The organism is Nonomuraea sp. NPDC047897, from assembly GCF_043204415.1.
In the GTDB taxonomy this organism is placed as follows: Bacteria; Actinomycetota; Actinomycetes; order Streptosporangiales; family Streptosporangiaceae; genus Nonomuraea.
This window is the reverse complement of record NZ_JBIDCC010000004.1, coordinates 368487-392153: the sequence shown is the minus strand read 5'-3', so window position 1 is coordinate 392153 and position 23667 is coordinate 368487. Positions and strand designations below refer to the sequence as shown.

At 71.6% G+C, this 23667-nt stretch carries 25 protein-coding genes; 18 read left to right on the top strand and 7 right to left on the bottom strand.

All coding sequences use genetic code 11. The features are described 5' to 3' along the window. On the top strand, positions 1–630 hold the full coding sequence (locus ACGF0J_RS11870) for a two-component system response regulator (protein WP_393144677.1): 630 nt from the start codon (positions 1–3) through the stop codon (positions 628–630). A 93-nt stretch (positions 631–723) separates the two neighbouring features. Continuing rightward, positions 724–1812, top strand: coding sequence for a hypothetical protein (locus tag ACGF0J_RS11865; protein WP_393144675.1), 1089 nt, complete (start codon positions 724–726; stop codon positions 1810–1812). Between the two features lie 20 nt (positions 1813–1832). On the opposite strand, the gene ACGF0J_RS11860 is transcribed toward ACGF0J_RS11865, so the two are convergent. Both ACGF0J_RS11860 and ACGF0J_RS11855 read right to left on the bottom strand, forming a co-directional pair. After that, positions 1833–3296 (bottom strand): NYN domain-containing protein, encoded by a 1464-nt coding sequence (locus ACGF0J_RS11860; RefSeq protein WP_393144673.1) that lies wholly within the window; start codon positions 3294–3296, stop codon positions 1833–1835. 281 nt (positions 3297–3577) lie between these two features. Then, entirely contained in the window at positions 3578–4084 is a 507-nt protein-coding gene (locus ACGF0J_RS11855; protein WP_393144671.1) for a MarR family winged helix-turn-helix transcriptional regulator, read from the bottom strand. A gap of 132 nt (positions 4085–4216) precedes the next feature. Between ACGF0J_RS11855 and ACGF0J_RS11850 the strand changes: the two genes are divergently transcribed. Genes ACGF0J_RS11850 through pyrE form a run of 3 tightly spaced genes read left to right on the top strand, consistent with a single transcriptional unit; the run spans position 4217 to position 7434 of the window. Beyond that, positions 4217–5683, top strand: a complete 1467-nt coding sequence (locus ACGF0J_RS11850) for an MFS transporter (RefSeq protein ID WP_393144669.1) — start codon at positions 4217–4219, stop codon at positions 5681–5683. A 48-nt stretch (positions 5684–5731) separates the two neighbouring features. Then, a complete protein-coding gene (locus ACGF0J_RS11845) occupies positions 5732–6880 on the top strand; it encodes a cytochrome P450 (RefSeq protein ID WP_393144667.1) in 1149 nt (382 codons plus the stop codon). Between the two features lie 20 nt (positions 6881–6900). Further along, positions 6901–7434 (top strand): orotate phosphoribosyltransferase, encoded by a 534-nt coding sequence (pyrE, locus tag ACGF0J_RS11840; protein WP_393144665.1) that lies wholly within the window; start codon positions 6901–6903, stop codon positions 7432–7434. Positions 7435–7437: 3 nt separating this feature from the next. Here the strand turns inward: pyrE and ACGF0J_RS11835 are convergent, their stop codons facing one another. Both ACGF0J_RS11835 and ACGF0J_RS11830 read right to left on the bottom strand, forming a co-directional pair. Continuing rightward, complete coding sequence (locus ACGF0J_RS11835) at positions 7438–7860, bottom strand: hypothetical protein (RefSeq protein WP_393144663.1); 423 nt, start codon at positions 7858–7860, stop codon at positions 7438–7440. Between the two features lie 32 nt (positions 7861–7892). Further along, positions 7893–8603 carry a DedA family protein gene (locus ACGF0J_RS11830; protein ID WP_393144661.1) on the bottom strand — a complete coding sequence of 237 codons (711 nt, stop codon included), beginning with the start codon at positions 8601–8603 and terminating at the stop codon, positions 7893–7895. Between the two features lie 158 nt (positions 8604–8761). Here ACGF0J_RS11830 and fbaA point away from each other — a divergent pair, with 158 nt between their 5' ends. From fbaA to ACGF0J_RS11815, 3 genes are all read left to right on the top strand, one after another. Further along, a complete protein-coding gene (gene fbaA / locus ACGF0J_RS11825) occupies positions 8762–9784 on the top strand; it encodes a class II fructose-bisphosphate aldolase (protein WP_393144659.1) in 1023 nt (340 codons plus the stop codon). 34 nt (positions 9785–9818) lie between these two features. Then, positions 9819–10229, top strand: coding sequence for a DUF3151 domain-containing protein (locus ACGF0J_RS11820; RefSeq protein WP_393144657.1), 411 nt, complete (start codon positions 9819–9821; stop codon positions 10227–10229). A 99-nt stretch (positions 10230–10328) separates the two neighbouring features. After that, positions 10329–11612, top strand: a complete 1284-nt coding sequence (locus ACGF0J_RS11815; RefSeq protein ID WP_393144655.1) for an adenylosuccinate synthase — start codon at positions 10329–10331, stop codon at positions 11610–11612. Positions 11613–11675: 63 nt separating this feature from the next. Here the strand turns inward: ACGF0J_RS11815 and ACGF0J_RS11810 are convergent, their stop codons facing one another. Beyond that, on the bottom strand, positions 11676–12326 hold the full coding sequence (locus ACGF0J_RS11810) for a GNAT family N-acetyltransferase (protein ID WP_393144653.1): 651 nt from the start codon (positions 12324–12326) through the stop codon (positions 11676–11678). A gap of 202 nt (positions 12327–12528) precedes the next feature. On the opposite strand from ACGF0J_RS11810, the gene ACGF0J_RS11805 reads away from it, so the two are divergent. The 6 genes from ACGF0J_RS11805 to ACGF0J_RS11780 all read left to right on the top strand — a co-directional run bounded on the left by ACGF0J_RS11805 (position 12529) and on the right by ACGF0J_RS11780 (position 16520). Continuing rightward, entirely contained in the window at positions 12529–13434 is a 906-nt protein-coding gene (locus ACGF0J_RS11805) for a glycerophosphodiester phosphodiesterase family protein (RefSeq protein ID WP_393144651.1), read from the top strand. Positions 13435–13683: 249 nt separating this feature from the next. Then, on the top strand, positions 13684–13914 hold the full coding sequence (locus ACGF0J_RS11800; protein WP_393144649.1) for a hypothetical protein: 231 nt from the start codon (positions 13684–13686) through the stop codon (positions 13912–13914). A gap of 124 nt (positions 13915–14038) precedes the next feature. Further along, entirely contained in the window at positions 14039–14461 is a 423-nt protein-coding gene (gene tnpA, locus ACGF0J_RS11795; RefSeq protein WP_393144647.1) for an IS200/IS605 family transposase, read from the top strand. Next, complete coding sequence (locus ACGF0J_RS11790; protein WP_393144645.1) at positions 14454–15635, top strand: RNA-guided endonuclease InsQ/TnpB family protein; 1182 nt, start codon at positions 14454–14456, stop codon at positions 15633–15635. The genes tnpA and ACGF0J_RS11790 overlap by 8 nt, the downstream gene beginning before the upstream one ends. A 219-nt stretch (positions 15636–15854) precedes the next feature. Next, positions 15855–16325: a hypothetical protein gene (locus ACGF0J_RS11785; protein WP_393144643.1), complete on the top strand. Its 471-nt coding sequence runs from the start codon at positions 15855–15857 to the stop codon at positions 16323–16325. A 9-nt stretch (positions 16326–16334) separates the two neighbouring features. Further along, the gene (locus tag ACGF0J_RS11780) at positions 16335–16520 is read left to right on the top strand and encodes a hypothetical protein (RefSeq protein ID WP_393144641.1); all 186 of its coding nucleotides are present in this window, start codon (positions 16335–16337) and stop codon (positions 16518–16520) included. 4 nt (positions 16521–16524) lie between these two features. On the opposite strand, the gene corA is transcribed toward ACGF0J_RS11780, so the two are convergent. Further along, on the bottom strand, positions 16525–17586 hold the full coding sequence (gene corA, locus ACGF0J_RS11775) for a magnesium/cobalt transporter CorA (protein ID WP_393144639.1): 1062 nt from the start codon (positions 17584–17586) through the stop codon (positions 16525–16527). Between the two features lie 343 nt (positions 17587–17929). Between corA and purD the strand changes: the two genes are divergently transcribed. The 4 genes from purD to ACGF0J_RS11755 all read left to right on the top strand — a co-directional run bounded on the left by purD (position 17930) and on the right by ACGF0J_RS11755 (position 22819). Next, positions 17930–19150, top strand: a complete 1221-nt coding sequence (gene purD, locus ACGF0J_RS11770) for a phosphoribosylamine--glycine ligase (RefSeq protein WP_393144637.1) — start codon at positions 17930–17932, stop codon at positions 19148–19150. Then, positions 19147–19983, top strand: coding sequence for a phosphoribosylaminoimidazolesuccinocarboxamide synthase (locus ACGF0J_RS11765; protein ID WP_393144635.1), 837 nt, complete (start codon positions 19147–19149; stop codon positions 19981–19983). The genes purD and ACGF0J_RS11765 overlap by 4 nt, the downstream gene beginning before the upstream one ends. Before the next feature lie 79 nt (positions 19984–20062). Beyond that, entirely contained in the window at positions 20063–21328 is a 1266-nt protein-coding gene (gene murA, locus ACGF0J_RS11760) for a UDP-N-acetylglucosamine 1-carboxyvinyltransferase (RefSeq protein WP_393144633.1), read from the top strand. A 201-nt stretch (positions 21329–21529) separates the two neighbouring features. Further along, positions 21530–22819, top strand: a complete 1290-nt coding sequence (locus tag ACGF0J_RS11755; protein ID WP_393144631.1) for a GTP cyclohydrolase IIa — start codon at positions 21530–21532, stop codon at positions 22817–22819. Positions 22820–23067: 248 nt separating this feature from the next. Here the strand turns inward: ACGF0J_RS11755 and ACGF0J_RS11750 are convergent, their stop codons facing one another. Continuing rightward, positions 23068–23526 (bottom strand): rhodanese-like domain-containing protein, encoded by a 459-nt coding sequence (locus ACGF0J_RS11750; protein WP_393144629.1) that lies wholly within the window; start codon positions 23524–23526, stop codon positions 23068–23070. Positions 23527–23667 lie beyond the last annotated feature (141 nt).

Here is a 23667-nt window from a genome sequence, read left to right as displayed (position 1 = left end):
GTGACGGATCGTGCCAAGATCCTCCTCGTCGATGACCGCGAGGAGAACTTGATAGCCCTGGAGGCCATCCTCAGCTCGCTCGACCTGGTGCCGGTGCGTGCCCGGTCGGGTGAGGAGGCGCTCAAGGCCCTGCTCAACACGGAGTTCGCGCTCATCCTGCTGGACGTCCGGATGCCCGGCATGGACGGGTTCGAGACGGCTGCCCACATCAAGCGGCGGGAGCGCACCCGCAACATCCCGATCATCTTCCTGACGGTGGTCGACAGCGCCCCCGACTACGCCTTCCGCAGCTACGCGGCGGGCGCCGTCGACTATCTCACCAAGCCGTTCGACCCGTGGGTGCTGCGGGCGAAGGTGTCGGTGTTCGCCGAGCTCTACAACATGAACAAGCGGCTTGCCGAGCAGGCCGCGATGCTGCGTGAGCGGGTGTCGGCCGAGCTGCCGCCCGGCGCGGGCGACCAGGCGTCGGTGCTGCCGGAGCTGTCGCGGCGGCTGACCGCGGTCGAGGAGGAGCTCCAGCGGGTACGCGAGCTGGCCCGCAAGTCGCAGGACCAGGCGCTGGCGTCGCCGCTGGCCGATCTGGCCGACCGGGTGGCGAGCCTGCGCGCCGGGTTCGACACGCTGACCTGACGTAAAACCGCAGACAACATCCCCCAATAGATCGATTTGTACGAATTTCGGGTCTCTAGAGTCATAGTGGTGCCGTGACAGAGGAGAACCGACGTGGTGCACGATCTTTCGTTCCTGCGTGAGCTCGTGGCGATGAAGGATGAGATGGGCGTCGTCTCGCTCTACGCCACCGCCGAGCCGGGAGGCGGCGCCCCGGCGCTGCTCGCGGAGCTGCGGGCCGTACGGGAGCGGGTCTCCGGGTGGCCCGAGCGCATCCGGCGCGCCACCGTGCTGGAGCATCTCGACGCGCTGGAGCCGGAGGTCGCCGGGCTCGCCGACCCGGCCGCGCCGGGGCTCGGGCGGGCGCTGTTCGCACCGGTGTGCACGGGCGAGATCCGCCGGGCCGCCCTGCAGGTGCCGGTCGGCACCAGCGCCGTGCTGGAGCCGACCCCGTACGTCCGGCCGATGCTCACGGCGATGGCCGCCAGCGCCCCCGCCGGCGTCGCGGTGGTACGGCGGGAGGGCGTGCGGCTCATCGACTACCGGTACGGGCTGGTCGAGGACATCCACCGGTCGGCGTTCGACCTCGACTGCGACGACGGGTGCGGCCCACGCGAGCCGCACCGGCTGGAGGAGTGCCTGACCCGCTGTCTCCACTCGGCCGCCCCCGAGATCAGCAACCGGGTCGGCGCGCTGCGCTGGAGCGACGTGCTGCTGGTCGGCGACCCGAAGCTGACCGGAGTCGTGGCGGAGGCGCTGCGCCCCCTGGACGCCGTCCAGATCGGTGTGACCGTCGAGATGGGGCTGCCGGCCGGCGAGGTGGTCGCCCGCGTCGCCGGCGAACTGGCCGGGGTGCGGGTGCGCCGGGACGCCGAGCTGGTCCGGCGGGTCGCCGACCTCGCGCTCGCGGGCGGGCGCGGCTCGCTCGGCCTGACCCGGACACTCGGGCTGCTCAACGAGGGGCGGGTGGACTGCCTGCTCCTCGACGAGAACGGGCGCTGGCGGGGCGGGCGGGGCCGCGACGGCTTCCTGTACCCGGCGGGTCTGGCGCCGCACGGCATGGAGACGGTGGAGGAGCCCGATCTGGGCGAGCGGATGATCGAGCGGGCGCTGGAGAGCCGCGCCGAGGTGATGATGGTGCACGGCGAGGCGGTGGGCGCGCTGGCCGCCCACGACGGCGTCGGCGCGTTGCTGCGCTGGTAGCCGCTCCCTCCGCCGGAGGGTTACTGCCTGGCCCGTTCCAGCGCGTCCCAGAAGCCGCGGCGCAGCGCGTGGCGCACCTCGTCGTGCAGCAGGAAGTCGATCGGCAGCGACGAGCCCTGGAGGAGCCGGGCTTCGAGATCGGACGGCATGCGCGGCTTCCGGGCGAGCACGGCCTCCAGCCAGAGGGCGGGGGCGTCGCGGGCGACGGATTCGCCGAAGTCGTGGCCTTCGCGGTGGGCGGCCTTGACGGCGTCGGCGAGCGTGGTGGCGCCGCTCGTCGCGGCCGGCGGGACGGGCGACGGCTGGGGACCGGTGTAGGCGCCGAGCTGCGCGGGCTGGTAGGTGCCGTTGGCCGACGGCATCGTGAACTGGCCGGTGGTCGGCGCCTGCGGCTGCTGCTGGATCGACCCGGTCGCCGGGGGCGACTCCTGCTGGTAGTAGCTGGGCAGCGCCGACGGGGAGGAGCCCGGCCCCTGGCCGGCGGGCGGCCGGCTGTCACCGGACGGGGCGGCGGGCGCGGCCGAGCCGTGCACGGGAGTGTGCGCCGACGAGCTGTGGCCCGAGGAGCTGTGACCGGACGGGCTGTGACCGGGCGGGCTGTGGCCGGACGGGCTGTGGCCGGACGGGCTGTGGGCGGGCGAATCATGCGCGGGCGAGCTGTGGCCGGGCGAGCTGTGGCCGGGCGAGCTGCCGGCGGGGAGGGAGCCGTGCGCCGGCGCGGAGGGCTCGTGCGCCGGAGAGCCGTGCGCGGCGGAGCGGGGCGGAGCGGCGTGGCTGCCGGTGCTCTGCGGGGGAGTCGGCAGCGAGGCGGGCAGCGAGCCGGGCGCCGACGACGTCGACGGGGGCGGCGGGGCGGGCGGCAGCGCGTGGGTGGCGGCGTGAGAGGCGGCGTGGGAGGCGGCATGGCCGTTGCTGAGCGGCTGGTGGTGGCCGTTGGACTCGCTGAAGCCGGTCACCAGGCTGACGTACGGTCGCAGGTGGGTCGCGCCGAGCTCGATGAGGTCGTCGCCCTCCTGCCGCAGGGTGCGCGAGACGGCCCAGCCGCCCTCGGTGGCGACATGCACCACGGTCACCCGGATGCCGAGGTCCTGCGCGTCGCAGACGACCTGGGTGAGGTCCTCGTCGCCGCTGACCACGACGGCGTCGCAGATGGCGTTGTTGCGGGCGAGCGTCATCAGGTCGCGGTGGACCTGGGCGTCGACGCCCTCCCGGCGGCCCGGCCGGATGCGGGAGAGGCGTAGCTTGAGCCCCGGGATGTCGGCCAGCGCGTCGTGCTCGGGCGTGCGGCGGCCCTCGACGGTCGCCTCGTACCAGTAGCACCGCAGCAGCGGCAGCCCGGTGCGCTCGCGCGACAGGCCGGTCATGAGCTGCAGCAGACCCGGGTAGTCCCAGGAGACGGCCTCGCGATGGCGGGTCCCATGCACGGCCATCGCGCCGTCGGCCAGCAGATAGCCAGCGTCCACGAACAGCGCGCAGCGATCCACTGAAACCGCCCCTTTCCTGGTGGTCCGACCTCACTGGCTCTGCACCGTCAGAGCCGGACGTGGCGGCCCTTTCTCAGGGTAGTGAAAGCAGGTGATCGCGCGAGGTTAATCCCGGCGATTCGCCCCCCGCCCGCGACGGGCCGGCTGATCCAGGGAGACCGTACCAGTTTGTCCAGAATGCGGTCAGTGGCGGACGCGCACGCCCGCGACCACCCCGAACAGCGGCGCATCCCGTTCGGCCGCGATCGGCGACACCGCCCCTCCTGCCGGGTACGGGTGGACTACGCGCGGGTGCCGGGCGGGCTCGCGGGGTCCGGCGTGGTCTGGAGCCGGTGGATCTCGGCGGCGGTGCTGCGCTCGGCCGTTCTCACGAAGCGGATGATGGTGTCGAGCTCCGCGTCGTCGAAGTCACCGAGGTCGTCGCGCGTCCGCGCGACCAGCCCCGCGTAGGCGGCGGTGACGCGGTCGAGGCCGTCGCGCGTGGGCTCGATGAGCACCCGCCGGCGGTCGTGCGGGTCGGCCACCCTCCGGACGCAGTCCGCGGCGACGAGCCGGTCGATCATGCGTGACGCCGATCCGGTGGTCAGTTTCACGTACTTGGCCAGGGCGCCCGGTGTCGCGGGGCCGTGGCGGCCCAGCACGTGCAGGCATTGCACGTCGGTCTCGGTGACACCCAGCCGCTCGGCGACCAGGCGGTTGAGCTGTACGACCAGGATCGCCCAGCCGGGCACCGCGTCATCGGTGACCTCGGCGAGGAGCCTCTCCCTGTCCGCGTCCGGCTTCGTCATCGCGACACCGCCTCCCTCCCATATTGCTGCATGACGCAGTAAATGTGTTGTAGAGTCTCTGCGTGACGCAGCTACTGTGCTGTGCAGTAAGAGTATGACATCGCCTCACCATCCCCGGGAGCGCAGCTCGACATGACCACGCCCACCCACCTCCAGGGCGGCACAGCGCCGCCCACCCCCCTGTCCGGGCGCACGGCCGCCGTCGTCCTGACCGCGATCCTCGCCGCATCGTTCATGGAGCTCCTCGACGCCACGATCGTCAGCGTGGCCGCGCCGGCCATCGCCCACGACCTGGGCGCCGGCGAAGCGGCGATCCAGTGGATGATGGCCGGCTACACCCTCGCCGTCGGAGCGGGCCTGATCACCGGTGGCCGTCTCGGCGACTCGTACGGGCGCCGCCGGGTGTTCCTGCTCGGCCTCGCGGCGTTCATGCTGGCGTCGGCCGGTTGCGGGCTGGCGCCGAACCCCGGCGCGCTGGTCGGCATGCGCGTCGTGCAAGGGCTGGCCGGCGGGCTGATGATCCCGCAGGTGTTCGGCATCATCCGCGCGTCGTTCGAGCCGGCCGCCCGCGCCAAGGCGCTGGGCGCCTACGGCGCCGTGCTCGGCATGGCCTCGGTGGCCGGACCGCTGCTCGGCGGGATCCTGGTCGAGACCGACCTGTTCGGTCTCGGCTGGCGGGCGATCTTCTGGGTCAACGTGCCGATCGCCCTCATCGCGTTGGCCGTGGGGGCCCGCGCCCTGCCCGAGTCCCACGCGCCGGGCCGCTCCCGGCTCGACCTGACGGGCGCGCTGCTCGCCGCCGTCGCCGCGGTGCTCCTGCTCCTGCCCCTGATGCAGGGACGCGAGTGGGGCTGGCCCTGGTGGGGCTTCGCCATCCTGGCGCTCTCGGTCCCCGTGGCGGCGCTGTTCCTCGCCCGGCAGAAGCGCCTGGCCGCCCACGGCGCGCAGCCCATCCTCGACCCGGCCCTGCTTCGCGTCCGAGCCTTCGCCGGCGGCCTGGCGGTCTCGCTGCTGTTCTTCGGGGCGATCGGCTCCTTCTTCCTCCTGCTCTCCCTCTACCTGCAGCTCGGGGCCGGGTACACCGCCCTCGACACCGGGCTGGTGATCCTGCCGTACGCCATCGGCTCGCTCGTCACCTCCGGGATCGGGGTCCAGTTCGCGCACCGTTTCGGCCGGGTACTGCTCGCCGGCGGCGCGCTGACCCTGGCCGTGTCCCAGGTCGTGCTGCTCCTCGTCCTCGGCGACGGGACCGAACCCGCCTACTGGAGCTTGGCCGCGCCGCTGTTCCTGGGCGGGCTCGGCCTGGGACTCACCGCCCCGTCCCTGATCAACGTGATCCTCGCCGGGGTGCCCGTCAGGGACGCTGGCGCCGCGGGCGGCGTCCTCACCACCGTCACCCAGATCGGCAACGCGCTCGGAGTCGCCGTCCTCGGCGTCGTGTTCTTCACCCGGCTCGACGACTCCCTCGCGGCCGGCGCCGCGAGCCTCCCCGCCCACGGCGACGCCCTCGCCGCGATCCTGCTCTGGCAGATCGTCTGCTACGTCGGCGCAGCGGCGCTCATGTTCCTGCTCCCCCCGCGCGCCGCCTCCCATGAGTGACACCCGCCTCGCCGCCCCGTTCCGGAGACCACCCGTCAGGAGACCGAGATGACCGACGCGCCCATCGCCACCACCGACCCGTTCGCCGTCACCGTCCGCGGGATCGGCGAGCCCCATCCCGCCCGTGCCGCCCTGCGCGCCGCCGGCCCCCTCGTCCGGGCCGAGGCCCCGGCCGGTGGCCCGGCGTGGATCGTCACCGATGACGCCCTGGCCAGGGAGGCCCTCGTACACCCCCACATCGTGAAGGACCCCGCCTACGCGCCGGCGCACTGGGACCGGCGGACCGCGGGCCTGGAGCCCACCGCCGCCGAGCAGCCGTCGCTGACCACCTTCGACGGCGCCCCGCACGCCCGGCTGCGCCGGGCGCACGCTCCGCTCTTCACCGCCCGCCGGATGCAGGACTACACCGGACGGATCACGGAGCTCGCCCGCGACCAGCTCGCGGACGTCGCCGCGACGGGCGGGGCGGTCGACCTGATGACCGACTTCACCACCCGGTTCCCGCTCACCGTGGTGTGCGACCTGCTCGGCGTGCCCCTCGACCGGATCGACCAGGCCATCGCGGCCTGCCGGGGCATGCACGGCACCGAGGCCGAGGTGGGGGCGGCGATGGCCGCCTTCGGGCAGTTGGCCGCCGCCGCGCTGGAGGAGGACCGGGACGGCCTGGCCGCCGAGCTGCGCGCCAGGGTCCCCGACGAGATCACCGAGACACAACTGCACTATCTGATCTTCACGCTGATCTACGCCGGGCAGCTCACCACCGACCCTTCGCTCGGCTTCCTCCTCGCCCATGTCCTCAACGCGCCCGCCTCGGCGGAGACCACGGCCGAGGAGGTCGTCCGGGAGACGCTGCGCCTGCACGCGCCGGCGCCCTTCACCCTCTGGCGGTTCACCGCCACCGAGCTCGATCTCGCCGGGGTCCGGCTGCCCGCCCGCTCCCCCCTGCTCATCGACATCCAGGGGATCAACACCGATCCGGGCCGGTCGATCGGGCCGGACCTCACCTTCGGCGCCGGCCCCCACTACTGCACCGGCGCGCACCTCGCCCAGCTCGAACTGCGCGCGATCGTCGAGGTTCTGCGGAGCGACTTCCCCGGCGCGCGCCTCGCGGTGCCGTTCGCCGAGCTCCGGCAGACCGACCTCGGCGGCATCCAGGGGAGCCGGCTGACCGCTCTCCCGGTGCGCCTGCGGGACTGAGGGTCCATAAGCTTGGGCGCATGACGGATCGCGACAACCTGCTGGCCGAGATCAAGAAGAAGGCCGTGGTGCACGGCAAGGTCGTGCTCTCCTCGGGACGGGAGGCGGACTTCTACCTCGACCTGCGCCGCATCACGCTCGACGGCGCCGCCGCGCCCCTGGTCGGCCGGGTCATGCTGGACCTGACCGAGGACCTCGCCTTCGACGCGGTGGGCGGGCTGACGCTGGGCGCCGACCCGGTGGCCGCCGCCATGCTGCACGCCGCCGCGGCGCGGGGGCGCGAGCTGGACGCGTTCGTGGTGCGCAAGGCGCAGAAGGCGCACGGGCTGCAGCGCAGGATCGAGGGTCCGGACGTCGCCGGGCGGCGCGTGCTCGTGGTGGAGGACACCTCCACGACCGGGTCGTCCCCACTGACCGCGGTGGAGGCGCTGCGTGAGGCGGGTGCGGAGGTCGTGGCGGTGGCCACGATCGTCGATCGGGGGGCGGCGGAGCGCATGGCCGGCGAGGGCCTCGACTACCGCAGCGCGTACACCCTGGCGGACCTCGGTCTGTGAGCGTCAGGGGCCGCGGACGGTGAACGCCTCGCGTTCGCCGGGGTCGCCCGGGGGGCGCGGCGTGCCGTTCTCGGTGACGCGGACCGTGGCGGCGTCGGCGAGCACCACGTCGAGCTCGGGCTCGAAGTAGCGGACCTCCTCGCCCCGGCCCATGTCGCGATGGTGCAGCACGTCTCCGCCCGGCACGCGGACCGTGACGAGCGGGCAGGTGTCGGCCACGCACTCGATGCGGACGGTCGGCACCTGCGCGCCGGCCGAGGGGGCCTGCGTGGCGGCGGCGGTCCGGGCTCCTGGCCGCTCCGGCGTGCCGGACGTCGTGAACAGCGCGCGCCCGCCGACGACCAGCAGCGTGACCACCACGGCGGCTGCCAGGACGGCGAGCGCGAGGCGGGCGAGGCCCATCGGATCTGACCTGTGGCGTCCCACACAGGGGAGGGTACCGCGCGCGCGGGCCCGCGCTAGGGGTTCTCGGGGCCCGCCGGGAGGCGGCCGTGCTCGCCGGTGGGCACCAGGACGGCCTTGGGCGCCCGGCGGCGCTTGACGACCTCGACGAAGATCGGGATGACCGAGACGATCACCACGAGGAGGACGCCGGGCAGGATGTACGCGTCGATGCGCCGGGGATCGACCCGGTTGCCGAGATAGTGGCCGAGCACGATCAGGCCCTCGGTCCAGACCACGCCGCCGACGACGTTCCACACGAGGAAGCGGCGGCTCGTCATCTCCAGCACGCCGGCCACCGGGTTCATGAACGTGCGGACGATCGGCACGAACCGGGCCAGCACCACCGCCTTGGCCGGGCCGAACCTCTCGAAGAACTCCTCCGCCCGGTCGACGTGCTCCCGCCTGAACAGCCGCGAGTCGGGCCTGTCGAACATCCGGCGCCCGAAGCGGGCTCCCAGGAAGTGGCCGAGCTGGGCGCCCGCGATCGCGCACAGCGGCGTGCCGAGCAGCAGCACCGGCAAGGAGAGCGGCTCGATGCCCATGCCGTACGCCACGGACGCCGAACTGAAGATCCCCGCGGCCACCAGAAGCGAGTCGCCCGGCAGGAAGAAGCCGAGGAGCAGACCCGTCTCGGCGAAGACGACGGCCAGGACGCCGACCGTCGCGAACGCGCCGAACAGGGTGAGCCACCACGTCGGGTCGAGGACATTCAGCAGCCAATCCACAGGCCGAGCCTACCCGTCACACAGCGTGACCAACGGTCAGCGCGCTGGTGGTCGTGGCGGGTGTCGGGGAGCACCCCGGCGGGCGTTGTGTCTACCACACGGGGTACCGGACGGGGATACTGGGCTGCGCGGAGCCTTACTTCACAGGGAGACGAATCATGCCGATAGCCACTCCAGAGGTTTACGCCGAGATGCTCGACCGGGCCAAGTCGGGCGGATTCGCCTACCCGGCCATCAACGTCACCTCCTCCCAGACCCTCAACGCGGCGCTGCGCGGCTTCGCCGAGGCCGAGAGCGACGGCATCGTCCAGGTGTCCACCGGTGGCGCGGAGTTCCTGTCGGGCGCCTCGGTCAAGGACATGGTGACCGGCGCCACGGCGCTGGCGGAGTACGCGCGCGTGGTGGCCGCCAAGTACCCGGTGACGGTGGCGCTGCACACCGACCACTGTCCGAAGGACAAGCTGGACGGCTTCATGCGGCCGCTCGTCGAGATCTCCCTCGAACGGGTGGCCAAGGGGCTCGACCCGCTGTTCCAGTCGCACATGTGGGACGGCTCGGCCGTACCCCTGGAGGAGAACCTGGAGATCGCCCAGGAGCTGCTCGACAAGTGCGCCCGCGCCCGGATCATCATGGAGATGGAGATCGGCGTGGTCGGCGGCGAGGAGGACGGCGTCGTCGGCGAGATCAACGAGAAGCTCTACACCACCACCGACGACGCGCTGGCCACGGCCGAGGCGGTGGGGCTCGGCGAGCGGGGCCGCTACCTGCTGGCGGCCACGTTCGGCAACGTGCACGGCGTCTACAAGCCCGGTCACGTCAAGCTGCGCCCGAGCGTGCTGAAGGAAATCCAGGAGGCGGTCGCCGCCAAGCACGGCCAGGACAAGCCGTTCGACCTGGTCTTCCACGGCGGGTCCGGCTCGACGCTGGAGGAGATCCACGAGGCGATCTCCTACGGCGTGGTCAAGATGAACATCGACACCGACACCCAGTACGCCTTCACCCGGCCGATCGCCGACCACATCTTCCGCAACTACGACGGTGTGCTGAAGGTCGACGGCGACGTCGGCAACAAGAAGACCTACGACCCCCGCTCGTACGGCAAGGCGGCGGAGGCCGGGATGGCGACCCGCGTACGGGAGGCGTGCGAGCACCTCAAGAGCGCCGGGACGAAGATCTCCTAGCCACGCTCGGGGCCCGGCGGGTATGACTTGTCCTATGGATAACCTTCTCGCCGGGCCGCCCCCGACGCACCTGCCGGATCTGCCCGAGGCCAGGGAGGCGCTCGAATCCGGCGCCAAGGCCTCCGACGTGGCCGCCCGCTTCCCCGCCTATCCGGCGGCGTGGGCGGCGCTCGCCGAGGAGTACTTCGCGCAGGGGCACGCGGTCACCTCCTACGCCTTCGCCCGCACCGGCTACCACCGCGGGCTCGACCAGCTACGCCGCAGCGGCTGGAAGGGGCACGGGCCGATCCCGTGGGCGCACGAGCCCAACCGCGGCTTCCTGCGCTGCCTTTACTCCCTGGCCAGGGCCGCCCAGGCCATCGGCGAGAAGGACGAGGCCGAGCGGTGCGTGCAGTTCCTCAAGGACAGCGACCAGGCCGCCTATGACGCGCTCGCGGGGGACTAGCCCTTGGGACAGATAGGCACAGTCGGGTAGTCTCTGCACGCAAGAGCCCCTGTCGCGCTTGCGCCAGGGGTTTACTTTTGTGCTCGGGAGACTAGAACCATGCCGGCTGTCGTTCTCGTGGGCGCCCAGTGGGGCGATGAGGGCAAGGGCAAGGCCACCGACCTGCTCGGTGGCGACGTCGACTACGTCGTCCGCTATCAGGGTGGCAACAACGCGGGCCACACCGTGGTCATCGGCGACCAGAAGTACGCGCTTCATCTGCTTCCCACGGGAATCCTGTCGCCCGACGTGGTGCCGGTGATCGGCAACGGCGTGGTGATCGACCCGCGTGTGCTGCTGGAGGAGATCGACGGGCTCGCCGCCCGCGGCATCTCCGCCGAACGGCTGCTGATCTCGGCCAACGCGCACCTGATCATGCCGCACCACCGGGCGCTGGACAAGGTCAGCGAGCGCTACCTCGGCAAGGCCAAGATCGGTACGACCGGCCGGGGCATCGGCCCGGCGTACGGCGACAAGATCTACCGGATGGGCGTGCGGGTCCAGGACCTGCTCGATCCGGGCATCCTGGCCAAGAAGATCGAGGTCGCGCTGACCGAGAAGAACCAGGTGCTGACCAAGGTCTACAACCGGCGCGGCATCGACGCCGACGCGGTCGTGGAGGAGTACCTGGGCTACGCCGAGCGGCTGCGCCCGCACATCGCCGACACGTCGCTGGTGCTGGGCAAGGCGCTGGACGAGGGCAAGTTCGTGCTGCTGGAGGGCGGTCAGGGCACGCTGCTGGACATCGACCACGGCACCTACCCGTTCGTCACCTCCTCCTCGCCGACGTCGGGCGGCGCCTGCGCCGGGTCCGGCATCCCGCCGACGCGGCTGTCGAAGGTGATCGGCATCGTGAAGGCGTACACGACCCGCGTCGGCTCGGGCCCGTTCCCGACGGAGCTGACCGACGACATGGGCGAGTGGCTGCGTCAGACGGGCGCCGAGTTCGGCACGACGACGGGCCGCAACCGCCGCACCGGCTGGTTCGACGCGGTCATCGCCCGGTACGCCACCCGGATCAACGGCGTCACCGACTACTTCCTGACCAAGCTGGACGTGCTGTCCGGGCTGGAGCGGATCCCGGTGTGCGTGGCGTACGAGGTGGACGGGGTGCGTCATGAGGAGATCCCGATGACGCAGACCGACTTCCACCACGCCAAGCCGGTCTACGAGGAGTTCCCGGGCTGGCAGGAGGACATCACGGGCGCCAAGACGTTCGACGACCTGCCGCCGAACGCGCAGGCGTACGTGCGGGCGCTGGAGGAGATGAGCGGGGCCCCGATCTCCGCCGTCGGCGTCGGCCCGGCCCGTGACGCCACGCTGGTGCTGCGGCCGCTGACCTGACGGCGGGGCCGTCATCAGGCGGTGCGGACGGCGGCCGTCATCGGGCGGTGCGGACGACGGTCGTCATCGGGCGGTGCGGACGGCGGCCGTCATCGGCGTGTGGACGCTCCATCCGAGCGTCTCGTAGAGCGAACGGCCGGCCTGGGTGGCCACCAGGACCCCGGTGCCGGCGCCGCTCGCGGCCGCGTGCGCGGCCAGCGCCTTCATGACGATGGTGCCCAGGCCGCGCCGCCGGTGGTGGTGGGCCGTCTCGACCTGGTCCACGACGGCCGTGGCGCCCGCGAGGGCGAGCTGGCCGCGGGCCGCCATCTCGCCGGCGTGCGTGAGGAGCCGGGCGACCGTGACGCCGGCGCGGGTGGTGACGGCCAGCGTGTAGCCGGGCGGCGCCGCCACCGGCGTCTCCTCCAGCTCGGCCGTCATCATGAACTCCGGCTCCCGCACGTCCCACGACGGCGGCAGCCAGCGCTGAACGGTTTCGGCCGGGGCGCACAGCTTGAGCCAGGTGGCGGGGGTGTCCACCACGGCCGTCAGGTGGCGCAGCGTGGCGGGGGTGGGCGCCGGGACGATGTGGCGGGCCAGGTGGCCGGGGAGGCCGACGTCGACGCGCAGGCCCCATGGCTCGCGCACCGGGCCCGGGGTGCCGCGGGAGATCACCCAGCCGTCCACCCATGCCCGCACGGTCTCGGGCCGGACGGTTCTGACTGCCTGCGTCATGGCGATCAGCGTAGGGCAGCGATATGACATTTATCCATGCAAGGGGTGTCTGTCCGGCAAAGCACGCCTCACCCCCCATGCTTCCCGATGCGGGACGCGCTGCCGCCACGTAGCGATCAGCAACCTCTCCGACGTACTACCACAAAACGGGCGCGGCGTGGCGGCCACCGCGGGGGGACGGGTGCCAGGGTAAGGTCCCGGTGTGCGCGCTGAGATACACGGTCATCGGGGAGCGAGGGGCCTGTGGCCCGAGAACACGCTGCCAGGTCTGATCCGCACGATGGAGCTCGGGGTGCACGCGCTCGAGCTGGACGTCGCGCTCACCGCCGACCGGCGGCTCGTGCTCACGCACGATCTCACGGTCTCGCCCGTGACGAGCGCCGACACGCGGCCGGTACGGCCGGACGACCCGAGCTTCCCCTACGTCGGCAAGCCCATCAACTCCCTCACGCTGGCGCAGTTGCGCACCCTCGACGTGGGGGTCCGGCTGCCGCGCCGGCCCGACGACCCCTTCGCCCCCACCCAGCTCCCGATTCCCGAGACCCGGATGCCGACGCTCGGCGCGGTGCTCGGGCTGGTCAACGCCTACGAAGCCGACGGCGTGCGGCTGCACGTGGAGCTCAAGTCCGACCCCACCAGGCCCGAGCTGACGACCGACCCCGAGCTGTTCACCCGCCTCGTGGTGGAGGAGCTCGAACGGCACGGCCGGCTGGACAACGCGGCGATCCTGAGCTTCGACTGGCGGGTCATCGGCCACGCGGCCGCCATGGCGCCAGGCACGCCCCGTTTCGCGCTGATCGAACTCGACACCCTGCACTGGCACGACGACCTGGGCGACGACATCCCGGCCGCGGCCCGCGCCGCCGGCGCCACCACCCTGTCCCCCGAGCACGTCATGGTGGACGAGCCCCTGATGGCCCGGGCGGCCGCGGCCGGCCTGGACGTGGCCGTGTGGACGGTCAACGACCCGGCGCTCGGCGCGCGCATGCTGGACCTCGGGGTGACGGGCATCGTCACCGACTACCCCGACCGCATGCGTGACCTGTGGCAGGACCGCGGTCTCCCCCTCCCGGCCCCCGTGCAGCCCCTCCGCCCGGTCACCGTCTGACACCCCCCGCGAAACGCGGCAAGGGCCCCGCCGGTCTGGCGGGGCCCTCGTCACGTGTGCGCACCGGTGTGCGTGTCGCCTCTCGGCGAGTGGCACAACGCGGCTCCAGCCGAACGGTATTCCGCGAAGGCGATAGGTGAGGCCCGGGGACACTGGGCACACCGGCCACGACTCATGCAACCACAGGTGGCCCGGGATTGTTCCCGCCCGCCACATCACACGGCCTTCACCCGGGCGCCACTCGACCAGGTGTCGTTTACTGAGGAGACGGCGGACATCGCGGCCCGCATGATCGCCGCGCTGCTGGCCAGCGACGAGGGTGCGCTCGCGGTCCTGCACACCCTGCCCGCGGTCTTTCCCTGGGTACGGCACCTCACCACGGAGGAGACGCGAGAGTTCGTACGGGAACTCGTCGACGCCACACGAGACGCGGTCGACCTTGACGTCCATCAGAGCCTCCCGAGGGGACCGGCGGCTTGAGCCGTCGGGGGAATCGGGAGCGGGAGGGCCGTCAAGGCCCGAGCGTGCCCTGACCTGTCAGATTCGGGCATCAGAGATGTCCGTTCATCGTGCGTTAGATACATGACACTGTGATAGTGATCGTGTGACTCGTCAGGTGCGCACCTCCCCCGGCGCGGCGTACGACCTCGGGTACCACGTCGTGTGGTGCCCGAAGTACCGCCGCCCGGTCCTCGGCGGGCGGGTGAAGACCCGCCTGGAGGAGCTGATCCGCGCCAAGGCCGACGAGCACGGCTGGGAGATCGTGGCCCTTGAGGTGATGCCCGACCACGTGCGTCTGTTCGTCAAGCCGCACCCGAAGAACTCCCCGTCATATGTGGCCAGCCAGTTCAAGGGGTTCACCTCCCACCACCTGCGCGCCGAGTTCGCGCACCTGCGCTCCCAGGTGCCCACGCTGTGGTCACGGTCCTACTTCGTCGCCACCGTCGGCACCGTGTCCGCCGAGACGGTGCGGCGGTACATCGAGACGCAGGATGAGCGGGCGCCCAAGGCGGGTGGCCGTGCGTAGGTCTTACAAGTTCCTCATGCGTCCGACCGCGCACCAGCAGGCCGCGCTCACCGCGTGCCTGGACGACCACCGCGCCCTGTACAACGCGGCGCTTGAGGAGCGGCGCGAGGCGTACAAGCGGTCCAAGGTGTCGATCCGGTACGGCGACCAGTCCGCCCAGCTCAAGGAGATCCGCGCCTACGACGCGGACCAGGCCCGTTGGTCGTTCTCGTCCCAGCAGGCCACGCTGCGCCGGTTGGACAAGGCGTTCCGCGCGTTCTTCGACCGCGTCAGGAAAGGCGCGACGCCCGGATACCCGCGCTTCAAGGGCCGGGGCTGGTTCGACACAGTCGAGTGGCCCAAGGACGGCGACGGCTGCCGGTGGGACTCCCAACCCGAGCATCCGGCCGCCACGTTCGTGCGCCTGCAGGGCGTCGGACACGTCCGCGTGCACCAGCACCGCCCGGTCAAGGGCCGGGTGAAGACGATCAGCGTCAAGCGTGAAGGGCGCCGCTGGTACGTCGTCCTGTCGTGCGACGACGTGCCCGCCGAACCCCTGCCCGTCACGGGTGCGGTCGCGGGGATCGACCTGGGTGTGGCGTCGCTGGTCACCACGAGCGACGGCGAGCATCTGGCCAACCCGCGTCACCTCGCCGCGACCGCCGATCGTCTCGCGACGGCGCAGCGCGACCTCGCCCGCAAGAAGCGGGGCTCCAAGCGTCGTCGCAAGGCGGTCGCCCGCGTCGCCGCGCTGCACGCCAAGGTCCGGCGGCAGCGCCTCGACCACGCGCACAAGGCCGCCTTGGCGCTGGTCCGTGGCTATGACGTGATCGTGCACGAGGACCTGCGGATCGCGAACATGACCCGCTCGGCGTCCGGCACGATCGACGCCCCCGGCCGTAACGTCGCGCAGAAAGCCGGTCTCAACCGTTCGATCTTGGACGCGGGTTGGGGGGTGTTCCTGACGATCCTCGCGCACAAGGCTGAAAGCGCCGGTCGAGAGCTGATCGCAGTCGATCCCCGCAACACCTCCTGCACGTGCTCGCGCTGCGGGCACTGCGCGAAGGAGAACCGTCTCACCCAGGCCGCGTTCGCCTGCACGGCGTGCGGGCACACCGCGCACGCCGACGTGAACGCGGCGACCAACATCCTGAGGGCAGGGCTTGCCCTTCGCCAGGCCGCCCAAGCGGCTTAGCGAGAAGCCGCTCCCTTCAGGGAGCGGAGGAGTCACGCCACGTTGCACCGGGTCATCGTCGAGTGGCGGGCCACCGCCCGCATCCTGGCCGACTCCACGTTGACCGAGCGGTGACCATGACGGCCGAGACCGCCTGGTAGCCCCAGACCTGCCCCGGGATGCCCGCGATTTCGCACGGCATCGGGTCCATCAGAACGCATTCTGAATTACGATGGCGATGTGAGCGCGACCCGTGCCGATGCCGTCACCTTCTCAGACCTGTCCCGAAACCCCAGAGCCGTGGCCGAACGCGCGGCACGCCTGGGCCGGGTACGGATAACGCACCGTGACGCCCCGGACTTCTACCTCACGGCGGCGGACCGCGAAGAACAACGTGAGGCCACGCTGTCCACGGCCACTAGGCTGCTCCTCGCGTTCCTCAAGCACGATCCCACCGCGCGAGCGCTGGTCATCGCCATGCCGGAGGTCTTCCCATGGGTGCGCCATCTCACCTCCGACGAGTTGCGCGCCTTCACCCTCGAACTGGTCGGAGCCCTCTCCGACGCCGCTGAACTCGATGTCGACGACAACGCCCAGGAGGTCATCGCGGGCTGGCGGGCGACCGCGCGCATCAAGGCCAGCCCCGCCGACTACGCCGCAGCTCGCAAGGGGACAAGCGGCGACTTCGGTCCGGTCCAGGTCTCCCCGTGAGCCCGAAGCGTGGGGACCGGGTCACGGTTCCACCACCCGACGACGAATGGGACGTACGGTTCGGCACGCCGTGACCTCGAACAGTGGGAGTTCGAGGTCACGAGTGGCGGACGGATTCGCTACGCCATCGATGACGCCACGCGCACCGTCTGGGTGATCTACGCCTCGCCCCGCCACCCGAAGGACACCGACTGACCTTTCAGAGCCAGCCGTTGCGGCGGAAGCCGCGGTGCAGGAGGAGGCAGGCGGTGACCATGACGGCCAGGACCGCCGGGTAGCCCCAGACCTGCTTGGTCTCGGGCATGAAGTCGAAGTTCATCCCGTAGATGCCGGCGATCATCGTGGGCACGGCCAGGATGGCGACCCAGGACGAGATCTTGCGCATGTCCTCGTTGGCCAGGGCGTTCGAGCGGGCCAGCGCGGCCTGGAGGATGGAGCTGCACAGCTCGTTCGACGACTCCACCTGCTCGCACACCCGGGAGAGGTGGTCGCCGACGTCGCGGAAGTACTCGCGCATGTCGGAGGGGATGACGCGGCGCTGGGGCAGCGCGGAGAGGGGGCTCTGGAGAGGAGTGACCGCCCGCTTCAGCTCCAGCATCTCGCGCTTGAGCTGGTAGATCCGGTTGATGTCGCGGGAGCTGACGTCGGCGAAGACGGTGGCCTCGACCTCTTCCAGCTCCAACTGCATGAGGTCGGCCACCTGGAGGTAGCGGTCGACGACGTGGTCGGCGATGGCGTGCAGCACGCCGGCGGCGCCGCGCCGCATCAGCTCCGGGCGGTCCTCCAGGCGCTCGCGCACCTCGGTGAGGGGGCAGTGCTCGCCGTGCCGCACGGTCACCACGAAGTCGGCGCCCAGGAACACCATGATCTCGCCGGTCGCGATGATCTCGCTGGAGGCGGTCAGCTCGTCGTGGTCGAGGTAGGCGATGGTCTTGAGGACCATGAACAGGGAGTCGCCGTAGCGCTCGACCTTGGGGCGCTGGTGGGCTTTGACGGCGTCCTCGACGGCCAGCGGGTGCAGGCCGAACACCTCGGCGAGCCATTCGACCTCGGGGGCCTCGGGCTCGTGCAGCCCGACCCAGAGGAAGGCGCTCGCGTCGTCGGACAGGGCGTTGTGCTCGCGGACGAGGCGCAGCGACTCGGGGATGCCGACGGGGTCGGTCTTCTTGCCGTCGATGTAGGCGCCGTACTCGACGATGGAAGCGGGCACGCGGACGACCGGCTCAGGCTTGGGGAGCTGACGGGCGGCGTGCAGCTGCACGGGGTGACGGTTGATGCGACGGAAAAGCGTGGACGAGCGCATGGCGGTCCCTTTCCGCCCGACCTGGCACGCTCCACGCGCGACGAAAGGTCACCTCAATCAACACAAAGGCGTGGAGGCACGATCAGGCTGCCGGATTGGAGTGGTCGGGGGTATGTGCGGCGTACGCGCGGGGGCACGTACTGCTGGGATCACCAGGTTTCATACCGGACCACCTCCAATCATCATGAGACGCCATACAGCCGCACCAACTTACCACAGGAACCTGAAGTCAACCTGGTAACACCGGACGGCCGGCCACCCACGGAGCCGCCGATCGGTGAGAGCTGCGAGAATAGGGCGCGTGCGCGTTCTAGTCATCGGATCCGGCGGGCGTGAGCACGCCCTGTGCCGTTCACTCAAGCTCGACCCGCAGGTTGGCGAGCTCCACTGTGCCCCCGGCAATCCGGGCATCGAGGAGATCGCGACCGTCCACGCGGTGACGCCCACCGACCCCGGACAGGTGGCCGGGCTGGCCACCCGGCTGAGGGCCGACCTGGTCGTCGTGGGGCCCGAGGCCCCGCTGGTCGCCGGGGTGGCCGACGCCGTGCGGGCCGCCGGGATCGCGTGCTTCGGCCCGTCGCGTGACGCGGCGATGATCGAGGGGTCCAAGGCGTTCGCCAAGGAGGTCATGGCGGCGGCCGGCGTGCCGACGGCTCGGGCCAGGACGTGCGTGACCGAGCAGGAGGCGGCCGCCGCGCTCGACGAGTTCGGCGCGCCGTACGTGGTCAAGGACGACGGGCTGGCCGCCGGCAAGGGCGTGGTGGTCACCGGCGACCGCGAGCGGGCGCTGGAGCACGCGCGGGCGTGCGAGCGGGTGGTGATCGAGGAGTTCCTCGACGGGCCGGAGGTGTCGCTGTTCGCGCTCTGCGACGGCACCACCGCGGTGGCGCTGCAGCCGGCGCAGGACTTCAAGCGCGCCTACGACGGCGACGAGGGCCCCAACACGGGCGGCATGGGCGCCTACACGCCGCTGCCGTGGGCTCCCGAGGAGCTGACCGAGCAGGTGATGCGCGAGGTCGTGCATCCGACGATCGGCGAGCTGGCCCGGCGCGGCACGCCCTACCAGGGCGTCCTCTACGTGGGCCTGGCGCTGACGGCCAAGGGGCCGAAGGTCGTCGAGTTCAACGCGCGTTTCGGCGACCCGGAGGCGCAGGTGCTGCTCGACCGGCTGGAGACGCCGCTGGGCGGGCTGCTGATGGCCTGCGCGACGGGCACGCTGGGCGAGCAGGCGCCGCCCGCGTTCCGCGCGGGGTCCGCGGTGATCGTGGTGGTCGCCGCCGAGAACTACCCCGAGGCGCCGGTCAAGGGCGATGCGATCAAGGGGCTGGAGCCGACCGGGCACGCGTACGTGATCCACGCCGGCACCCGGCGGGTGGACGGCGAGGTGGTCTCCGACGGCGGGCGGGTGCTCGGCGTGGTCGGCACCGGCGCCGACCAGGAGAGCGCGCGTCGCCACGCGTACGAGCTGGTGTCGCGGATCGAGCTGCGCGGCTCCTTCCACAGAACGGACATCGCACGATGAAGCACCTGCACTCCGGCAAGGTTCGCGACCTTTACGAGACCGATGACGGTCTGCTGCTGATGGTCGCCTCCGACCGGATCTCGGCGTTCGACCACGCGCTGGAGCCCGACATCCCCGACAAGGGCGCCATCCTGACGCAGCTTTCGCTGTGGTGGTTCGAGCGGCTGGCCGATGTGGTCCCCCATCACATCGCCGGTCCGGGGCCCGACGCGCGCAGCATGCTGTGCCGGCCGCTGCGGATGGTGCCGGTCGAGTGCGTGGCGCGCGGCTACCTGGCCGGCTCGGGGCTGGCCGACTACCGGCGCGACGGGATGGTGTCGGGCGTCCGGCTGCCGGAGGGCCTGGAGGACGGGTCCCGGCTGCCCGAGCCGATCTTCACGCCGTCGACGAAGGCGCCGGTGGGCGAGCACGACGAGCCGATCCCGTTCGAGCGGGTGGTGGCCGAGGTCGGCGAGGAGACCGCCGAGGAGCTGCGCCGCATCACGCTCGCCGTCTACACGCGCGGCGCGGAGATCGCCCGCGAGCGGGGCATCATCCTCGCCGACACCAAGGTCGAGCTGGGCTGGGACTCCGACGGTGTGCTGACGCTCGGCGACGAGGTGCTGACTTCCGACTCTTCGCGGTTCTGGCCGGCCGACGAGTGGCGGCCGGGACGCCAGCAGCCGTCCTTCGACAAGCAGTTTGTCCGGGACTGGCTAACCTCACCCGAATCCGGATGGGACAGATCCTCCGGAACTCCTCCGCCCCGGTTGCCGGACAAGGTGGTCGAGCAGACGCGGCAGCGCTACCTGGAGGCCTACGAACGGATCACGGGCACGTCCTTCAACGGATGATTCGGCCGGGGCAGGCGGTGCGAGCGGCTACTGTTGGCCCGGTCTGAAGGCCGACTGATACTTCCGAGGAGCCGCCCGAATGGTCCGTTACCGCGTGCGCGGTGGCAACGCCCTGCGTGGAACCGCCTTCATCCAGGGCGCGAAGAACGCCGTGCTGCCCATGATCGGCGCCGCGCTGCTCGTCCCGAAGGGGCGCACCGTGCTGCGGAACGTCCCGATCATCGAGGACGTCCGCCGCGCGGTCGAGCTGGCCGAGGCCGTGGGCGCGCACGTCGAGCTGCACGAGGCCGAGCGAACGCTGGTCATCGACGCCTCGCGGCTGCACAGCCCCGTGCTGCCGGCCGAGATCGCCCGGCGCTTCCGCGGCTCGGTGCTGTTCACGCCCGCGCTGCTGCACCGGCTCGGCGAGGCGATCGTCGAGGGCGTCGGCGGCTGCAACCTCGGCAGCCGCAACCTCGACTTCCACTATCTCGGGTACAAGCGGCTCGGCGCGGTCGTGGACGAGGGCGAGACCGTCATCCACGTCAAGGCGTCCGGCCTGACCGGCGCCACCCTCTACCTCGACACCCCCTCGCACACCGGCACCGAGAACCTCATCATGGCCGGCGCGCTGGCCCGCGGCACGACGGTGATCGAGAACGCCGCGCTGGAGCCCGAGGTCCTCGACGTCATCGACATGCTCACCAAGATGGGCGCGCGCATCAGCGGCGGCGGCACCGGGTTCATCACCGTGGAGGGCGTGGAGGAGCTGCACGCCGTCGAGCACACCGTGATGCCCGACCGGCTCGACGCGGGCGTCTTCGCGATGGCGGCGGCGATCACGCAGGGCGAGGTGAGCCTCGTCGGCACCGGCCTCGACCTCGGGGTCGTCCGCTACAAGCTGGAGCAGATGGGCGTCGACTTCGCCCGCCAGGGCGCCGTGCTGAACGTGCGCTGCGACCGCCCGCTGCGGCCCATCAACATCATCACCGACACCTACCCGGGCTTCGCCACCGACCTGCAGTCGCCGATGATGACGGTCGCGGCCCTGGCGGACGGACACAGCTACATCCACGAGCGCATCTTCGACGGCCGCTTCGCGCTGGCCGGCGAGCTGAACAAGATGGGCGCCGACGTGGCGGTGGAGGGCAGCCGGGCGATCGTGCGCGGCGCCACCCCGCTGACGGGCACGCGGGTGACGGCGCACGATCTGCGCTCGGGCATCGCATTGGTGCTCGCCGGACTCGCCGCGAAGGGCGAGACGGTCATCGAGTCGGGATACCTCATCGACCGCGGGCACGCGCATCTCGCCGAGCGAATGCGGGCTCTTGGAGCGGACATTACACGAGAGATTTCTGCGGGTTGAAAATCACCGGCAAATCCCCGCTGAGCTGCTCATACTCCTTCTAGCCCAGTCGGGACGGCCGACTTTCCGGAAAAGTCGGGCGTGACATTACGGCCCTCGCGAGCGATCGTTCCAAAAGAGAGCACTGCAACTTACGGCAGGATGGGACGAACATTGGTCGAGAGGGCCGAAGAATCAACACGAGTGTCACGCCCGAGCGCTATGACACCGGACCTCACTATCGGCGTGGTCGGACCCCACGATCTGGTCGAGCGCGTCATGTTGATGGGGCACGCCGCGGCGCCTCTGCCCTGTCGCCTTGTGGCGGCCGCCTACCGCGATGAGCAGGAGGCGCCCGACAAGGTGACGCGGCTCGGTCCCGGTGTCGACGCGTGCCTGTTCGCCAGCCCGGTCCCCTATGACCTGGCCCGGCGTTCCGGCGTGCTGACGATGCCCGCGACCTACGTGCAGCTCGGCGGCGCCGCCTTGGTCGCCGCGCTGGCGAAGGCCGCGCTGGATCCGCGCATCGACCCGCAACGGGTCAGCGTCGACGTGGTGTCCCGAGCCGACGTCGAGGAGGCGTACACCGACCTCGGCATCCCCGCCGGGGACGTGCACAGCCGCGACGAACCCGGAGCCACCGGGACGATCGCGGCCTACCACGAGCGGCTGGCCCGCCAGGGCGCGACCACGGGGGCGCTGACGTGCCTGCCCGCGGTCGCCGACCGCCTGCAGGCGGCGGGCGTGCCGGCCGTCCGGATCAGGCCGACCTCGGCGGCGGTGCGCACGGCGCTGCACACGGCCGCGCTGCTGGGGGCCCACCACCGGCTGGAGGAGTCACAGCTCACCGTGGTGCTGGTGGAGGTGCCGACGCTCCGCGAGCCGGTGCGCCGCGCCGCGCCGCGGTACTGGCGCGACGAGCTCCGGCTGTCGCTGCACCGGCTGCTCGTGCAGGAGGCGAACCGCATCAACGCGACCGTCTGGCCCATCGACGACCACAGCTACCTGGTGCTGGCCACCAGGGGCTCGGTCGCGGCGGCCACCGACGGTTTCAGGGTGCTGCCGTTCGCGTCCAGGATCCGCGAGGAGCTGGGACTGGCGGTCGAGGTGGGTGTGGGGATGGGGCGTACGACGCACGACGCGGAGGCGCACGCACGGGCCGCGCTGGCACGCACGCAGGCGGGCAAGCAGGCCCAGGGGTTCGCTGTGGACCGGGAGGGCCGAGCCCTCATTCCGGCCCCCAGGATGCCCCCTACGGGCGCGACGGCGCTCAAGCCCAAGGGCGTGGAGGTGCTGGCGCGGCTGGCGGCCAAGCTGGAGGGTGGGGACACGGTCGTCGACGCGGAGGGCGCGGGCAAGATGCTCGGGGTGACGCCGCGTACGGCCAGGCGGTTGCTGCGCACGTTGGTTGACGAGGGACTCGCGTGGCCGCTACCGCCGAACCGTACGCCGCAGCCGGGGCGGCCGCGGCAGCTCTACCGGCTCATCGTGGAGAAGCTCGGTCCGCGCTGACCGCCCCTTTGTACAGGTCCGCCGCCCTCCTTCCCCTTCCGCGGGCGGCGGGCCGTACAATTCCCCCGTTAGTGACCATTGTGACAAATGGGAGTTTGCGGCATTAAAGTCCCATTGGTGGGCGGGGGTTTTGTGGCCCGTCTTGCGGAGTTCTTGGTTGACCGTTCCGGATGCGGGTATGTATTCGACGCCCCCGATCGACGGGATTCGGACGGGGGCGCCAATTCCCTCCACCCTGGCGCGACGTCTCAGCACGCGCAGGCGGCACCCGTCGCCGGGGCCGTCAACGGGTCGACGGGGCGGCGTTCGACCCCCGAGGCCGTCTCGACCGGAAAGCCCTCCCTGGCCCAGTACTCGAAGCCGCCCAGCATCTCCTTGACCGGATGGCCCAGCCGGGCGAACTCCAGGGCGGCCCGCGTGGCGCCGTTGCACCCCGGCCCCCAGCAGTAGGTCACCACCGTGGCCCCCACGGGCACCACCGCCGCCGCCCGGGCGGCGATCTCGGCGGTGGGCAGGTGGACGGCGCCCCGGACATGGCCCTGCCGCCAGCTCTCCAGGCTGCGGGAGTCCACGACCACGAGGCCGGGCGCACCCGCGGCCAGGTCGGCGGCCACGTCCGAGACGTCGGTCTCGAAGGCGAGCCGGGCGGCGTAGTGGGCGATCGCGGCGGCGTTGCCGGCGGCGGGGACGGCGGTGACTGCGGACATGGTCTCCCCTGACGTCAGGTGTGGGATGCGCGGACAGGGGAAGCCTGGCAGGCCCGGCCCGGCCCCTGACAGTGGCGTGAAGGACTGTCGGCGCTAAGATCTCGCCACATCTGTGACCGATATCCGCGTGTCGCACCACGG

Bases quoted from the DNA above. Each gene is read 5' to 3' on its own strand.
- ACGF0J_RS11855 (WP_393144671.1), bottom strand. From the start codon at position 4,084: ATGACGAAGCCGGACGCGGACAGGGAGAGGCTCCTCGCCGAGGTCACC.
- ACGF0J_RS11850 (WP_393144669.1), top strand. From the start codon at position 4,217: ATGACCACGCCCACCCACCTCCAGGGCGGCACAGCGCCGCCCACCCCC.
- ACGF0J_RS11845 (WP_393144667.1), top strand. From the start codon at position 5,732: ATGACCGACGCGCCCATCGCCACCACCGACCCGTTCGCCGTCACCGTC.
- pyrE (WP_393144665.1), top strand. From the start codon at position 6,901: ATGACGGATCGCGACAACCTGCTGGCCGAGATCAAGAAGAAGGCCGTG.
- fbaA (WP_393144659.1), top strand. From the start codon at position 8,762: ATGCCGATAGCCACTCCAGAGGTTTACGCCGAGATGCTCGACCGGGCC.
- ACGF0J_RS11820 (WP_393144657.1), top strand. From the start codon at position 9,819: ATGGATAACCTTCTCGCCGGGCCGCCCCCGACGCACCTGCCGGATCTG.
- ACGF0J_RS11815 (WP_393144655.1), top strand. From the start codon at position 10,329: ATGCCGGCTGTCGTTCTCGTGGGCGCCCAGTGGGGCGATGAGGGCAAG.
- ACGF0J_RS11810 (WP_393144653.1), bottom strand. From the start codon at position 12,326: ATGACGCAGGCAGTCAGAACCGTCCGGCCCGAGACCGTGCGGGCATGG.
- ACGF0J_RS11765 (WP_393144635.1), top strand. From the start codon at position 19,147: ATGAAGCACCTGCACTCCGGCAAGGTTCGCGACCTTTACGAGACCGAT.
- murA (WP_393144633.1), top strand. From the start codon at position 20,063: ATGGTCCGTTACCGCGTGCGCGGTGGCAACGCCCTGCGTGGAACCGCC.
- ACGF0J_RS11755 (WP_393144631.1), top strand. From the start codon at position 21,530: ATGACACCGGACCTCACTATCGGCGTGGTCGGACCCCACGATCTGGTC.
- ACGF0J_RS11750 (WP_393144629.1), bottom strand. From the start codon at position 23,526: ATGTCCGCAGTCACCGCCGTCCCCGCCGCCGGCAACGCCGCCGCGATC.